Below are 15187 nucleotides of genomic sequence, written 5' to 3'. Positions count from 1 at the left end.
CCGCGCTTTATCCAGCCGCGATCAGCCGCCCGTCAGCCGCCCTGGGGACCGTTGCTCGGCCGGGCGGCGCGCACCGCAGCCAGGCCCCGGATGCCATCCTTGTTTCCGATAGCCGTCAGGCTTTCGAAAATCTGGGCCGCCTCACCATAACGGCGCATGGCGAGGTAGGAATAACCGCGCAGCACCATCAGGTCCGTGCGCTCATCCGCCAGCCGCGCCCGCTGGTCGAGCAGGAGAAGCGTTTCGGCATATCGCTTCGACCCGAATGCGGAAACCGCTCGATCGGCAAGGATCGAAACCTGCAACTCCGTCGCGCGTGGGCGATCCATACGCGATTTCGTCGCCGAGACGGCCGCATGGTCCGTCAAGCCCATACGCAGATAGGCAAGGCTCTGGCCGTAGGCTGCATCGCTTTTGACATTGGACTGACCGCTTTCAATCGCGGATTCGAAAGCTTTGAGAGCCTCCGCCGGCCGGTTCGTCTCCATCAGGCACCAGCCGAGATCGAGCGCCTGCTGTGGCGGCAGACGTTGCGGATCGGGATAGGCCGCGCAGGAACGCGGGCGCGATGCGGCGCCGGTTTCCCTTTGCACCTGCGCGGGGCGGCGCGCCTGCTTGCGCGAAGGCTCAGGCTGCTGGACGACAGGCGGGTTGTAGACCACCGCCGTCTCACCCTGCGGTGCATTGGTCTGCACGGGCGGCGACGTCACCTGTGCGACAACCGGCGGTGCGGTTATGGGAGCAACCGCCTGCCCGGACTGGTCCACCATGCGCGCCGTTCCGACATCGGCGATACGTTGCGAACGGCCTCCCCATTGCTGCTGGATGCCACGCAGACCGGCGAGATTGCGAAGATCGTGATAGCTGACCGCCATGCCGTAGGCCGATGGCTCATCATCGGGTTTCCAGCCAAGGGCCGTGCTGAACCATTGCAAAGCAAGCGGCGTCTGCCGGAAGGCAAGCGAGTACCAGCCGAATTGCTGCGCCGTCGCCGCGTCCTTGCGCACCACCGTTTCGGCGGCGATACGTTGCAGCACCTCCGGCGGCAGGACGACCGGCGGCTCCAGCGCGAGAAGATTGGCCGTTGCGGCGAGATAGGTCGCAAGCGCATCGTCGGATGCCTTGCGCCATTTATACATGACGTCCTCGGCCTCACGCGGCTCGTTACGGTCGATCAGCGCCAGCGCCAGCCCCTGCGAGGCAGATGCGCTGTCTTCCTCTTCCCGCGCCTTGCGGAACCACTTCTCCGCTTCCGTCATGTTCTTCTGCCGGATATTGTACCAGCCGAGCAGCAGGGCGTCGCTTGCAAGCTTGTCGGTCTCGGCAAGCCGCTGAAGCCGCATCACATAGGCCGAAGGAACGGCAACGCCCTCCTTCTCCCCTGCCTTGGCCACGAACTGACGGGCGAGATCGTTCTTGACCGGCTCGAATTCCAGCTGACCGTCCGCGCCGGGTTTTTCCCTGGCCAGCAGCTCGTCCATCATTTCCGCCGGCAAGAGCGCGGATGCCTTCTGCACGGTGGCGAGCCTGTCGCTGGCGACCGTGCAATTGTTGAGGATGTAGAGATAGGCGTCGCGCGCCCGTCCCATCCGGTCGGTATTGGCGAAGGCATCGGCAACCCGCCACAGCACATCGACCTCGCCGCAGGTCAGCAGGCCGGGATTGTTGGCGGCCGTATCCACCACTGTCGCATATTGCTTGAGATCGGAAGCATTGACGAGCCGCTGGCGCGCTTCGGCAAGGGAAAGCATACCCGTCAGATTGTCGGGCGGCTGCCAGCCGGGCTCCGCCTGCTGGCGGTCGGCAATCGCCTTCCTCACTTCGGCATAACGGCCGTCGGTATAAAGCTGCCACATGGCGTCGAGCCGCGGATCGCCGTTTTCGGGAATGGCGAGAGGATCGGCAGGCGGCGTCCAGTTAGGATAAAGCGTGCGCAGACGCGCGATTTCGGCCTGAAGACGCTGCGTATCGCCCCTCGCCGCGAAATAGCGCAACGCACTCAGATCGACCTCGGGCATATCGGCCGATGCAGGCTGGTTGGCGCGAGGGGCGGGCGCCTGCGCCGTCTGCGTTTGCGGCGCCTGACTGCCAGCCTGTGTCACCGGCAAGGGATCGGTCGCCGGCACCGTGACCGGCGGTATCGCGGGCTGTGTTACCTGCGCCATTTCACGGTTCTTGACGAAAGCGTTGATTTGCGCCGGATTGGCCGCCGTCGGCAAAACACGCTGTACCGCCCGGTTGTCGCCGACCGCCGAGGTATGCACGTCCGACACCCGCCCGAGAATGCTGTCGCGCCAGTGGAAGGCGGCGAGCGCTATCAGAAGCAGAATGAGAGCCGAGGTCGACAGTGGCTTGTTCATCGGCATTCCCCGTTATTCCCTGCCAGAAACGACAATGCCAGAAGATGCAATGTGGAAGGATAATAAAGTGTTGGCTGGAAGTTTTTAAGTTCGGCGGGAATGGCCGCCCCGCCGCTGACGCAGCCGGCGAGCGCCGGAATGATGCGATAGCCGGGATCGGACAGAACATCCTTGACCGCTCCGCTCTTCAGATCGAAGGTCCCGGCAGCGCCGCTTTCCAGCGTCATGCCGCCTTTCAGCCGGGCGAGCAGCTCCGGCGGCCCCATATTCGCCCTTGCGAGATAAAGCGGTATGCGCACCGCATTATAGCCGAATTCCGGCGGGAAACCCGATGCCGGCTGCGGCTTCGTCTTCACCGATACCCAGTCGGCCGGCAGTTTTCTATCGCTGAAAGCGAATGTGCCGATCTGCACCACACCGTCATCGGCAAGCGCTTTCCAAAGCGGCGATGGCGCAACAAGATTGAGCACCGGAAAGGCCTCGAAAATCAGATAGGAAGGATTGACCACTGGCCCGTCCTCCCGGTCATTCTCGTCGAAACCGCTGGCCGCCGGCAGAAGCAGTGTTCGCCCGCCGCGTTGGACCACCGTCTTCCTGAGAATGGCGGATGCGATGGCTGCGGATGCTTCGGCATAATCCTGCCGGTTCCATTGCCCGGCCGCCAGCGCCAGCGCATAGGCGATCAGAATATCGCCATCCGTGGCGTTGTTGATATCGGTTACATGCGGTCTGGTGCGCGGATCCCATTTCCAGGCGGAAAGCCCGTCGTCACGCACCAAAAGCTCGGTGCGCGTGAAACTCCAGATCAGCTCGAAATCGGACAGGTTATCGGCAAGCACGGCGAGCCACATGCCGTAGCCCTGGCCTTCGCTATGGCTGATATTGTCGTTGCCGGTATCGATGACACGGCCGCCGGGATCGAGAAACGCGCCTTTATAGGCGGACCACGCCTCAGGCGAAACCGAAGCGGCGCGGCTGACGGAAATACCGGCAATCACCGTCATCATGGACAGGAAGAAAATACCGGCCAGTTTCGAGATCCCGTTCTTCATCGATGCCGTCCCATCATGCGCAGCATCGTGAAAGTGGCGAGGCCAAGGAGAGACACGAAACCGATGAACGCCAGCGAATAGGAAAGAACGTTGGACGACAGCCAGTTGGCGGCGACCAGCCTCCAGTTGGAAAGGGAAAACGCCCGCGTGACGTAAAAATACGGCCGCTCCACCTCCACCGTTTCAAGCTTTTCGGCAGCGGCATCGTAAGCGGCAACACGTCCCGTGACACCGCGCCAGCGGTTTTCCCGCGTCATCGCCGCCATGCCGTCACGAAGTTCCGCCGATGTCGGGGCAGTGGCAAGCGTCCACACCCCTTGGCCGGAGGGGCTGAGCCCCTGGGCAAGCATGAATGAGACATTGCCGGGCGGCGCATAAAGCTGCTCGGCGGCCGGCAGGAAGCGCAGCGTATCCGAGCTCAGATCGAAATTCCGCTTCATCCATTCCTCGAGAGAAGACACCTGCCCCTCCCAGACACCGCCGTCCACCCGCTCGCGCCAGTCGTTGAAAAGGGTCTCGCTGCTCTGGGCGGGCGGCTGAACGCCGGTTCCCATTTTCCAGGATATCTGGCTGGAGGGAACGAGATTGAACTGGCCGATCAATGCCTGCGGGAATTGCGAAATCGTGCCGACGAACAGCGCGTCGCGGTCACCGATCACCAGCGGCGATGCGACAGTCTCGATGTCGATGGGATGCCCAGCCACGCTTGCCAGCCGGCTGATCAGCGTGGCTGCCGCGGACATGGTATCGGTATCGAAACGGTCGAGCGACAGGGCAACAGGAGTTCCACTTGTACGATAGGGCTGTCCGGCCCCGGCCATCGCAGCGAGATCCGGCTTGCGGCCGATCTGTGCGTAGTCCGGAATATGGAGTTCCGACGTGTCGAACAATGCAAAACGCGGCGTCGTGCTGGCAGGCGCGCCGGGCGCGCAGGCCTGATCCTGCGCCGTCATCAACACCGCCTCGATGGTCACCTTATTCGGCCCGGGTTTGAAGTGACGCATCGTCACACTGATCGGCAGATGCCGGAAAATGCCGCCACCGTCGTTGGAAATCGGCACGGTCGAGGCGATCTGGTCATTGACGTAGATATCGACGTGGCTGCCCGGCAGTACCTGCGACGAATAGGCGGCATCGAGAAGAAGCGACGCCTCACCATAGGCGGACGCATAAAAATCGGCTGGCATGCCGACGTAAAATTCGTTGCGGAAACGCCGGCCGCCAAATTCGGTGCTTTCGAAACCAAGTTCGGAAAGCGCGATACGGCGATCCGACATGACGAGCGGCACATCCGGCGCGTGCCAGCTGCGGGTCGAAAAAGTCGTTCTCTGGGCACCGGGTGTGCGCGATATCGACGAAAACAGCGTCTCAATTGCCGCCTGCACCGCCTGCGGGGTGGGGCCGCTGACAAAAAGCGGTGAAAGACCGCCCGGCGTGGCGGCGCCAAAGCCGGCGAAAGCGCCTGCCGAGGCCTCGGGTGGCAGCGTTCCGGCAATTCCCGCAATCTCACGGGCGGTGCCGACGAAGACCGTCAGCGTGCCCGCCTTGCGCTCAGTGGAAGGAGCGGCCACGAAACGGATCGTCTGGTTCGGCATCTGGGTTCTGAGCGCCAGCGCCTGCGAAAGACGCAGGAGAGAATCCGCAAATGCCGGATTGCCGAGCGCCGGTGCGACAATCTCGATCGACGTCATCGCCTTGCCATCCGGCCCCGTTGCCTGAATATCGTCGATATTGGCGAAGCTTCCGGCGACATCCGCATTAAAGCCGATATAGGTATTGGCAGGGTCTATATCGGTCCACAGATCGTAGGTGGACTGGATCGTGCAATCGGTTCTATGGCGTTGCTGTACGCCCAGTCTCACGACATTCGAGCCGACCTGCAGGACGCCGGGCGGAATCTTCAAGGAGACATTGCCCTCGCTGTCAGGCGCTTCGATACGCGCCCGATCCAGCACGACATTGTTCAGGCTGACCTGAAAATTCGAGCTTTCCGGTGCGACCACGATGGCGTTCTGATAACCGATATTAAGCGAAACGGCGGCATTCACCTGCTCCGGCGTCAGATAGATGCTCCATTGCCGCCGGTCCATCTCCCCGGAAAGGCTGAGCTTTTCATAGGGCAGGATGTATCGGCGGCGGCTGTCGGCGTTGAGCGACGGGGCCGTTGCGGGAACGGGTCTTGCGCCTTCCTGACGCGGAGGGGCCGCAACCGGCGGCGGCAACGGAACGGCTGGGCGCTGTTGCGGCTGCGGCGCGGGCTGAACCGCAAATGGCGGCGGGGCGGATGGCTGAGACGGCGTCTGGACCGGACTTTGCGCCGGCATCTGGGCAGGTGGCTGCTGACGGGGCGCGGCAGGCGCAACGGCGGACGGCGGCACGGGTGTCGGAGCCGTCTGGGCGGGCCGTTCCGGCGACATGTCGAAGGGGGAGGACTGCGCCATAGCGCCCGTGGCGACGGCCCCCCATACCAACATTGCCAGAGAATCCCGGATGGGTTTACGGCCGGTCATTTTACCGCTCCGACAGGCTTGGCGTCTCTGGGAGCAGGCCGAAGCGTTCGGACCAGATAATAAAGGCCGCGCTGCGTCTGGAAGAGTGATATGGCCAGGAAGATGGCCGTGCCGCGTATAAGGCCGGGGTTCTTGCGACGCACCCGCTGGAATTCGCTCCACTGTTCCGAATTGGCGAAGATCAGGTCCGCAATCAGGCGGTGATCGACGGCGCGTTGCGGCGAGAAGGTGCAGCCGATCGAGACGAAACCCTCGCCCTTCACCGTTCGCACCACGTTGACAGGCATGGTTTCCGGCACGCCCTCGCTATGCGGCTTGACCTTCACGATGGCCGTCGCGCCTTTTTCGATGTTTGTCGCGCTGTCGAAGAGATTGATCAGCAGGCCATGCACCGACACGTTATCGATGGAAGCCGGCACCCAGGCGTCGCTACCCTCGAGCTTGACTTCGCAACGCCGTTTGACCGTGATGCGCCGCGACGCCGACTTGTCGCCACGCTCGGAAACGACACCGAGCGCACAGCCCGCGAAGATGAGATTGAGCAGGTTCCAGCCGCCGACCACGAGCGTGACATCCGCCTTGTAAGGCTCGCTGTAGATGCGCCATACGGCGAAGGCCATCGCCACCAGCAGCAGCGCGAAAATGACGAAGAACGGCCGGCTGATTTCCGAAAGCCGCGCCTCGGCAATGGATTCATCCTTCGCCGTCACCTTGAAGGTGGGCTTGCCGGGATTGAAAATCACCGAAACGACGGCGGGCAGGAGGTGAACCGTCTGCACATATTCGTAAAGTTCCGAAATCCACGGCCAGCGGAAGCTGCCATAGAGATAGTTCTGCATCATCAGGTTCACGAGCATATAGGCCGCCGTATAGGCCAAAAACTCGCCGCCCGAGGCCACGAAAATCTGCAGGTCGAAGAACAGGTAAAACAGCGGTGCGAACAGGAAGATGGTGCGCGGGAACGGAAACAGCCAGAACAGCGTCGACGACATGTAGCAGAGGCGCTGCGTAAACGAGAGACCGCGCCGGAAAAGGGGCTGGCGGAAGATCAGGATCTGCATCATGCCCTGCGCCCAGCGGCTGCGCTGGCCGATGAAGCTTGCGAAGGTGGCCGGCTGCAACCCGGCGATCAGCGGCTTGTCGACATAGATGCTGTTCCAGCCACGCGAATGCAGCGCCAGCGCCGTTTCGCAATCTTCCGTGATGCTGACGCCGCTGAAACCTTCGGTATCCTGCAACGCGTCACGCCGCAACACGGCGGCCGAACCGCAGAAGAATGCGCCGTTCCACTTGTCGAGGCCGCGCTGGATGATGCCGTAAAACATCTCGTTTTCGCTCGGCATCGTCTCGAAGGTGCGCAGATTGCGCTCGATGGGATCGGGATTGACGAAGAAATGCGGCGTTTGAACGAGAAAGAGCCGCAGGTCCTCTTCGAAATAGCCAATCGTTTCCAGAAGGAAGTCGCGGGCAGGTGCATGGTCGGCGTCGAACACGGTCACGAGCTCGCCGGTCGAATGGGCAAGCCCGTTATTGAGATTTCCGGCCTTGGCATGGACATTGCGCTCGCGCGTCAGATAGCGCACGTCGAGGTCCTCGCAGAGCTTCTTCAACTCCTCGTGGCGGCGTTGCGCCGCCTGCGCCTCGACGATATTGCTGGCGTTGCGCTTCTGCACCGAGCCGCCATCGTCCAGCAGCCAGACGGTGAACCGGTCGGCCGGATAGTCCATGTTCTTGGCCGCTGCGAGCGTATTGGCGAGAAGCTCCGCATCCTCGTTATAGCTCGGCACGAAGACATCAACCGTCGGCCGGTAATCGGGTGAACCGGGCCTCGTCTTGCGCGACGGCAGCGGCATCGACACGATGACGAGGCTGAGCGCCAGCATCACGACGCTGTACATTTCCGCCAGATAGAGCAGAAAGCCGGGAATGAAGTTCTCGAGCTGGTTGACGGGCGGCAACGTGCTGGTGGTGCGCCAGTAGACATAGCGCAGCACGATGGCCGTGCCGAAACCGAGCGCCACCAGACGCCAGGCCCCCTGCCCGTTGAAGCTCTTGATCGTCGCCAGCAGAATGAGCGAAATCGCCGTGGCGACCAGATGCGTCTGCAGGCTGACCGGCATCGTGACGATGGCCAGAACGCAAAGCGACACAAGTAACCAGACAATGATTGTGATGGCCTTGCTCATCCAGAAACTTTCCGTTGTCTTCCCCACCCGGAATTTCGGCCCGGAGTTTTTGCGATCTGCGCCTTGGCGTGCTCTTTCCCGCTGGTTCCGGCGATCACCTGCATCCTGACGCCACCCCCGAACCGGACAGACATGCGGGCGACGGAATGGATACCTGCGGGGCCTGCGACGGTTGCCGGCCGCTATCCGCCAGCACACCGTCCAGGCGCCTGCCCGCCACCGTGGGCCTTACAGGCTGGAGGGGTGCGCCAGCCGATGCGGGCGACGGGATACTGACTGCAGCAACGGGCGGAAGCGGCTGCGGTTCCGGCTGGACGGGCGGCGCAACGGCAGCCGTGCGGCGAACGGGCCGGGACGGCACGCTGGCGGTCACCTCGCCGCCGGGCCGCATCGGCAGCTCATCCGCTTTTATGGGGTAGACCGGATGGCCCGGACGCCCGAGATTTTTATCCACCGCCTGCGGCGTGCCGTAAGGGTTCCAGCTGGGCGAGGCGTAGGTGCCGGTGATCGTATAATTATACATGACCGCCAGCAGCCGCTCGACGCTTGCGCCCGACTGGCAAAGGCGCAGCCGCACCTTGATGCGCCCGAGATTGCGGAAATCCTGCCGCATGCTTTCCGGCGAGCGTATGTCCTGCCAGCCATAAAGGCAGGTGTCGTCACCCCGGCCGCTGCCGGCGGCATAGGAGAACGCGCCATAACCGTTCTGCAGGTAATTTGCCGACATGGCGATGTTTTCGCCCGGAAACTCGGCGCGGATTTCCCGCGCGACGGAAGATGCCCTGAAACCGGAAAAAGCCAGAGCGTCGCCACCGGTATCGCCGGCCTGTTGCGGGCCAAAAAACTCCGCCTTGATGTAGTTCTGCCCGGGCGTTGCGGCCTCGGAGCGCAAGATGACCTGCTGCGCCACGGCGTTGGAATAGGTGCGGTTGACCACGGTCACGATTTCGGGGCCACCGGGCGGCGGGAAAACCAGCGCCTCGGAAGGAGACAGCACCTGAGGTCCCCCGAAGGACCGGACGCCCGCGGGAGTATTGCAGCCCGACAGAACTGCAATGGAGAACAGCAATGAAGTATAGGCAGAAAAATTCACTGCCTTACGCCCCTTTATTTCCCCAACGCCGCCCAGGTTAAAAGGAGACCGAATCACTAATGACCAGACCATTGTTACGAAATACGTGAGGACTACGAATAAGCAATCTCAAATTTGCGTTGTAATTTCTGACACTTTATGGCTAGCGAATCACCATTGCCGCCCCATGTTCGCCATGGAAGAAGGTGGAACCAATCACGCTGCCGGGGGTTGGCTTCCTGTCAGGTCGATAATTTTACGGTTGCAGCGCAATATGTCCCATGGTCTACTTGCCTCCATATTGACGTATTTTTATTGGTCCGCTTTTTATTCAACTGTAAAAACAGAGAGTTGACGTATGACATTGCAATTTCCGAGCATCGCGCAGACGCTTGCCGAAGAGATCGGAAGATTACGCAAATGGCTGGATGAGGACGCCCTGCCCCTGTGGTGGGAGGCGGGTTCGGCCCGGCCGGATGGCGGCTTTTACGAACGTCTCGGCCAGGATGCGAAACCGGTTTTTTCCGATGACCGCCGCGCCCGCGTGCAGCCGCGCCAAGCCTATTGTTTCGCCGCTGCCGGCCAGCACGGCTGGCAGGGACCGTGGAAAGACGCGCTCCTGCACGGGCTTTCCTGGTTCGAGAAGGTCTACCGCCTTGAAAACGGCCTTTACGGCAACCTTGCCGACCAGACGGGCCGGCTGATCGATCCCTCCTTCGATCTCTACAATCAGGCCTTTGCGCTGTTTGCCGCCGCACAGGCGGCCGCAAGCCTTCCCGAGCGCCGGGACGAGATGCGCGGCCGGGCGCTCGATATCCTTGCCATCCTCGAACGCGACTACAGACATCCGGTCGCCGGCTTCGAGGAAGCGAACCCGCCGCGCACCCCGCTCTGCTCCAATCCGCACATGCATCTCTTCGAGGCGATGCTGGCCTGGGAAGTGCAGGATCCGGACGGCCCGTGGTCGGCGCTGGCCGACGAGATCGCCGATCTTGCGCTTAACCGCTTCATCGATGGCGGCAATGGCGGCTTGCGCGAATTCTTCGCCCATGACTGGACACCGCATGACAGCGACAAAGGCCGGATCATGGAACCGGGGCACCAGTTCGAATGGGCCTGGCTTCTGGTGCGCTGGGGCAGCCTGCGCGGGAATGATGAAGCGATCAGGAAGGCAAAACGCCTCTTCGAGATCGGCGAAGAACACGGCATCTGCCCACGCCGCAAGGTGGCGGTGATGAGCCTCTACGACGATTTTTCGGTGCATGACGGGCTGGCGCGGTTATGGCCGCAGACGGAATGGCTGAAGGCTTCGGTGCGGCTTGCGAGCGTCACGGGCGGCGAGGAGCGTCAGCGTTACCTCGCCTCCGGTCTCAGCGCCATCGGCGCGCTGCAGCCTTTCCTCGACACGCCGGTCAAGGGCCTGTGGTTCGACAAATGGCCGGCCGACAGGCCGATGCTCGACGAACCGGCGCCGGCAAGCACGTTTTATCACATCGTCTGCGCCATATATGAGGCAGAGGCCGTGCTGGCGACGGCCAACTAGTATCGGGCCACCGGACGAGCGGCATCGCCGCTCGCCGGTTTTCGGCGTAGATCAGACCTTGGCCGGGCGCACGACGCGCCAGTCCGGTCTGCCGAGATTGTGCGGCCAGGGGTGAACATCCTTGTCGTTAAAATAGACGACCTCTTCCAGCTTCGGAAAATCCACCTGTTTCAGCGTCACATCATTCATCCACGGACGAACATAGGAATCGCCGCCTTCATAACCCAGTTCGGCAACCCAGACCGGCTTGTTGAAGGTTTCGACAAGTCCATAGCCCTTGCGCAGCAGATCGGTGAAGGTCTTCGGTCCGCCATATTCGATCTTGTCGTACTCCTCGAGACCGAAGACCGAGAGGCCCACCAGATCGGCGTAGCTGTCACCGGGGTAGTAGGCCTGCAGACCGTCCAGACCTTTCGGTGACCACATCACCTTGACGCTGGGAACCGCCTTGCGGGTCATGTCCACCATGCGCTTATACGCCGTGATGTAATCACGCGGGTTCCAGCCCGACCACGAGAAGCGGCCGGACGTGTCTTCCATTTCCTGTCCCCAGCGCAGGATCAGCGGACTTTTCATCGCCGACATGCGTGCGGCGATCGCCTGCATGTTCTGGTCGTAGTCGCCTCTCATCACTTTGCGGCGCAACTCGTCGGAGGTGAGCCGCCAGTTAACGTCCCAGGACCAGGGTTCTACGGTGATCAGCACGTTGCGCTTGCGCTCCAGAGCGTAGGCATCCGCAAGTGCGAGACTGTCGAGATCCACGTCTTCCCAGGGCAGGAACAGATGTTCCGTCGCCACCCCGGTCTGGGCCGTGAAATCGCCGTGCGGATCGTACGCACCGAAACGGATGCCGTCCGCATGCAATGTCGGTCTTTTGTCGGCAAGTGTCTTCATGCCCGTCGACGTCATGGGGGCGACACCCTGCGCGTCGAGCTTGAGCACCGGATACATGCCGGCGGTAAAGGCTGCGGCGGCACCACCTGCGAACAGAAGTTTTCTTCTTGTTATCTGCATGACACCTTACTCCCTACCTTGTTGCCGTCATCGCCTTGTCGTAAGCGGCGATCTGCGGCGTGACATCGTCCTTGCGGACGAGCTTGAGGAATTCATCGCCAGGGCGTGGCGGGTTGTGCCGGAACACGTACCATGGCCCGCCCTGCTTGCGCTGGTAGAGCACCTTGCCAATGCGACCGTGGTCGAAGCAGGTATCGGCCTTGCCGTTTCCTGCCGCGCTTTTCCAGGTGGCGCGCATGCACAGGGTGCCGTTGGCATCGACGGTCCAGCGGCCTTCACCGATGGACTTCTTGCCCTTTTCTTCCGTTGCGGCGATGAACTTGCGGTCTTGGGCGATGAAGCGTCCACCGCCCGTTTCCCATTTCCAGGTCTTGTCGAAGTACATGTCCACGACTTCGCTGGTTCTGAGCGGTTTCGGCGTCTTCGTGCCGCCTGCAGCGTGGACCGCGCTTGGCACGACCACCGCAAGACAGAGTACGAAAGCGGAGAATCCGCATTTGCTTATTGTTGTTTTCATCACAGCCTCCTCCTTCATTGTCCGACCCTATTGTCGGCCAGCATGATCTCTCCGGTCGCCACCGCCGGCGGCGGCGCCACGATGGGTTCCGCCTGCATTTCCTGCGGTCCGCGCAATCCTGGTACGGTAATGCGCAGTTTCAGACGCACCGATCTCGCACCTTCCACGCCCGCACCGGCGACCGTGAACCGCGTTTCGGTAAAACTGACATAGGGCTGCCCGTGCGACAGGGCCTCCAGCCCGCCGATCGCATGGGAGCTGAGCTGTACGGCACTGCCCGCCACCAGCAGCAATGAACAGGCGGCGGCAGTCGCTCCCCCGCGCAATGCCGGCAGCTTTGGCAAGCCGTTTTCCATCGCATGGCGGATGAGCAGAAACACCGAAAGGCCCGCATAGATCGCCACATTGATGGCGGCGAAGACGAAGAAGCCCTCCGCCCCGTTTTCCCGCGGCGCCAGAACCATGGCCACGAGGCTGAGCGCCGCCAGAAAAATGTAGGGTGCCACGACCCTCAGCGGCAGCGGCGGTTTTGCCTGCGTGCCCTTGGGGGTGATGCGGAAATCGACGAAATCGCCACGGATCGTGTCGCGTATCGCCGCCAGCACGCCCATCAGCGACCAGGGCCAGCGCAGGAACAGAAATACCATGGCCTCCCAGCTGAAGAGCTTCGCATCATGCGGGCGGAATGCGCCCGTGGCCCGCCAGAAGAAGGCAAACACGATCATGATCAGCGAAACCGGCAGGAAATGCGCCAGAAACGCCGGATAGGATGCGTTGACCAGCACATCGCCGCGTATCAGCGCAACGGCGGGAAGCACGAACATCAGCGCCATGAAGCCGGAAAACAGCGGATACCAGAGCTGCGAAAACAGGAACTGGAACTTCAGCCGCGGCGGCAGCTTCGGTACGTAGCGCCTTGAATATTGCAGCAGAATGGTCATCAGGCTACGCGACCACTGGAATTCCTGTACGATGAGATCGGCAAAGGTCACCGGCCCGTCGCCATGGGCGATGGCGTTGACGGCGTGAACGCCGCGCCAGCCGCCGGCATTCATCAGAAGCGTGGTGGAATGATCCTCGGCAAGCTCCGGCCCAAGGCCGCCGACTTCCCGCAGGGCTTTCGTGCGCACGGCATAATGAGAACCGATGCAGAGCGGCGCCCAGCCATTATTGTAACCCAATTGCAGCGCGCCATGCAGGCTCGCCTCGGCATAAAGCCTGCCGCGCGCGGCCCAGCTTTCACCGGCATTGGCGTCGCAGATGCTAGGGGCCGAGACATATCCCACCTTCGGATCGGCAAAGGGACGGATGATCTCGCGCAGATAATCCGGTTCCGGCACATGATCCGCATCGAACTGGGCGACGAAATCATAACGCTCGTAACCGTAGTGATCGTAGAAATAAGCGAGATTGCCTTCCTTGCAGCGTGTGCGCCGCGGCCAGGTCTTGCGATGATATTCCGCGACACCCTGTCGGGTGGAAACGAAAACGCCATGCGCGCCACACCATTTCAGCGTTTCCGCATCCGGAGCCTCATCGGCAAGCCAGACGTCGAATTCAAGGCCCTTCTGCTCCAGCATGGCCAACAGCGTCTTCTGCACCACCGCGAAAGGTTCCGACGGCGCCTTGGTGACGACCATCGCCACCCTGCCCCGTGGCAGAGGGGAGCGCCGGTCGACAACCTTCGCGTTCAGAAAGATGAAGATGAAATAGGATGGCAGAAGCGTGATCCACGCGAGCGTCATCGTAACGACGGTATAATAAGGCCAGTCGATGACACGATCGCGATCGAGCCACCAGATCCAGAAATAAGCGAGCGTCACCAGCCAGCCGCCGATGCCGAGAAGATAGGCCGTGCGGTTCCAGCCGGCAAAGACCGGCAGCATCCGCAAATAGCCGGCGACTGCAACCGCCCGGGCCGATGGAACGGAAGGGGTGGAATGGGCTTTCATGACCGCACCTCCAGTCCGAAACCGGGACCTGCCGTCCGGATGATGGTGTCGATATCCGAACGCTTCGGGATAAAGCCGAGCGTTTCTTCCGCACGTTTGATATCCGCAAACAGGGCTGGCGGATCACCGGCGCGCCTTGCGCCGAAATGGACCGGAACTTCCTGCCCCGTCACGCGGTGGATCGCCCGGATGATATCGCCGACCGATGTACCGTGACCGGAACCGAGATTGACGCGCAGCGTCTCTCCGCCCTCGGCAAGATAATTGACAGCAGCCACATGGGCATCGGCCAGATCGCTGACATGGATGTAATCGCGAATGCAGGTGCCGTCGCTGGTGTCGTAATCCGCCCCGAAGACATCCAGTTGCGGGAGCCTTGCAGCAGCCGCCATCAGTGCCCGCGGGATCAGATGGGTTTCAGGCTCATGGCGCTCGTAAAGCTCGCCGTCCGGGTCGGCCCCGGCGGCATTGAAATAACGCAGCGCCACGAAACGCAAACCGTAGGCGGCGGCATAATCATCGAGCGCCATTTCGAAGATCAGCTTCGTGCGTCCGTAAGGGTTGACCGGCATTTGCGCCGTTTCCTCACGGATGGGCAATTGCGGCGGCACGCCATAGGTGGCGCAGCTTGAAGAAAACACCAGCCCGCCGATATTCTGGTCGAGACAGGCATCCAGCAGCGCAAGACTGCCGCCGACATTGTTGCGGTAATATTTGCGTGGATCCTCGACGGACTCGCCGACATAGGCATTGGCGGCGCAATGGATGACGAAGGCCGGCGAGAACTCCTTGAGCGTGGCTTTCAAAAGGCCACGATCCAGAATGTCGCCCTCGATGAAGGGACCCCAGCGAACCGAATCCGCGTGACCCGTCGAGAGATTGTCGTAAGCGATGGGCTTGAAGCCGGATTGGGCCAGCGCCTTGCAGATGTGGCTGCCTATGAATCCGGCCCCGCCCGTGACGAGGATTGTGCGGGGCATC

General features: G+C 61.9%; 10 protein-coding genes. 1 reads left to right on the top strand and 9 read right to left on the bottom strand.

What is annotated here, in order from left to right; all coding sequences use genetic code 11:
* Positions 1-32: 32 nt before the first annotated feature.
* From O3W47_RS08950 to bcsN, 5 genes are all read right to left on the bottom strand, one after another.
* On the bottom strand, positions 33-2366 hold the full coding sequence (locus tag O3W47_RS08950) for a cellulose synthase (RefSeq protein WP_269313496.1): 2334 nt from the start codon (positions 2364-2366) through the stop codon (positions 33-35).
* A complete protein-coding gene (locus O3W47_RS08945) occupies positions 2357-3412 on the bottom strand; it encodes a glycosyl hydrolase family 8 (protein ID WP_269313495.1) in 1056 nt (351 codons plus the stop codon). Before O3W47_RS08945 ends, O3W47_RS08950 begins: the two co-directional genes overlap by 10 nt.
* Complete coding sequence (locus tag O3W47_RS08940) at positions 3409-5922, bottom strand: cellulose biosynthesis cyclic di-GMP-binding regulatory protein BcsB (RefSeq protein WP_269313494.1); 2514 nt, start codon at positions 5920-5922, stop codon at positions 3409-3411. Before O3W47_RS08940 ends, O3W47_RS08945 begins: the two co-directional genes overlap by 4 nt.
* Positions 5919-8108, bottom strand: coding sequence for a UDP-forming cellulose synthase catalytic subunit (gene bcsA / locus O3W47_RS08935; protein WP_269313493.1), 2190 nt, complete (start codon positions 8106-8108; stop codon positions 5919-5921). Before bcsA ends, O3W47_RS08940 begins: the two co-directional genes overlap by 4 nt.
* Before the next feature lie 94 nt (positions 8109-8202).
* Complete coding sequence (gene bcsN / locus O3W47_RS08930; protein ID WP_269313492.1) at positions 8203-9105, bottom strand: cellulose biosynthesis protein BcsN; 903 nt, start codon at positions 9103-9105, stop codon at positions 8203-8205.
* A gap of 433 nt (positions 9106-9538) precedes the next feature.
* Between bcsN and O3W47_RS08925 the strand changes: the two genes are divergently transcribed.
* Complete coding sequence (locus O3W47_RS08925; RefSeq protein ID WP_269313491.1) at positions 9539-10723, top strand: AGE family epimerase/isomerase; 1185 nt, start codon at positions 9539-9541, stop codon at positions 10721-10723.
* Between the two features lie 51 nt (positions 10724-10774).
* On the opposite strand, the gene O3W47_RS08920 is transcribed toward O3W47_RS08925, so the two are convergent.
* The 4 genes from O3W47_RS08920 to galE are packed head-to-tail and all read right to left on the bottom strand — an operon-like array spanning position 10775 to position 15186.
* Entirely contained in the window at positions 10775-11737 is a 963-nt protein-coding gene (locus tag O3W47_RS08920) for a glycoside hydrolase family 26 protein (protein WP_269313490.1), read from the bottom strand.
* 13 nt (positions 11738-11750) lie between these two features.
* On the bottom strand, positions 11751-12254 hold the full coding sequence (locus O3W47_RS08915; protein ID WP_003523821.1) for a DUF995 domain-containing protein: 504 nt from the start codon (positions 12252-12254) through the stop codon (positions 11751-11753).
* Between the two features lie 14 nt (positions 12255-12268).
* Positions 12269-14206, bottom strand: a complete 1938-nt coding sequence (locus tag O3W47_RS08910) for a glycosyltransferase family 2 protein (RefSeq protein WP_269313489.1) — start codon at positions 14204-14206, stop codon at positions 12269-12271.
* Positions 14203-15186: a UDP-glucose 4-epimerase GalE gene (galE, locus tag O3W47_RS08905; protein WP_020811999.1), complete on the bottom strand. Its 984-nt coding sequence runs from the start codon at positions 15184-15186 to the stop codon at positions 14203-14205. Before galE ends, O3W47_RS08910 begins: the two co-directional genes overlap by 4 nt.
* Position 15187 lies beyond the last annotated feature (1 nt).

The sequence above is a fragment of the Agrobacterium sp. LMR679 genome, from assembly GCF_027157905.1.
Taxonomy (GTDB): Bacteria; Pseudomonadota; Alphaproteobacteria; order Rhizobiales; family Rhizobiaceae; genus Agrobacterium; species Agrobacterium leguminum.
This window is presented reverse-complemented; position numbering and strand designations above follow the sequence as displayed.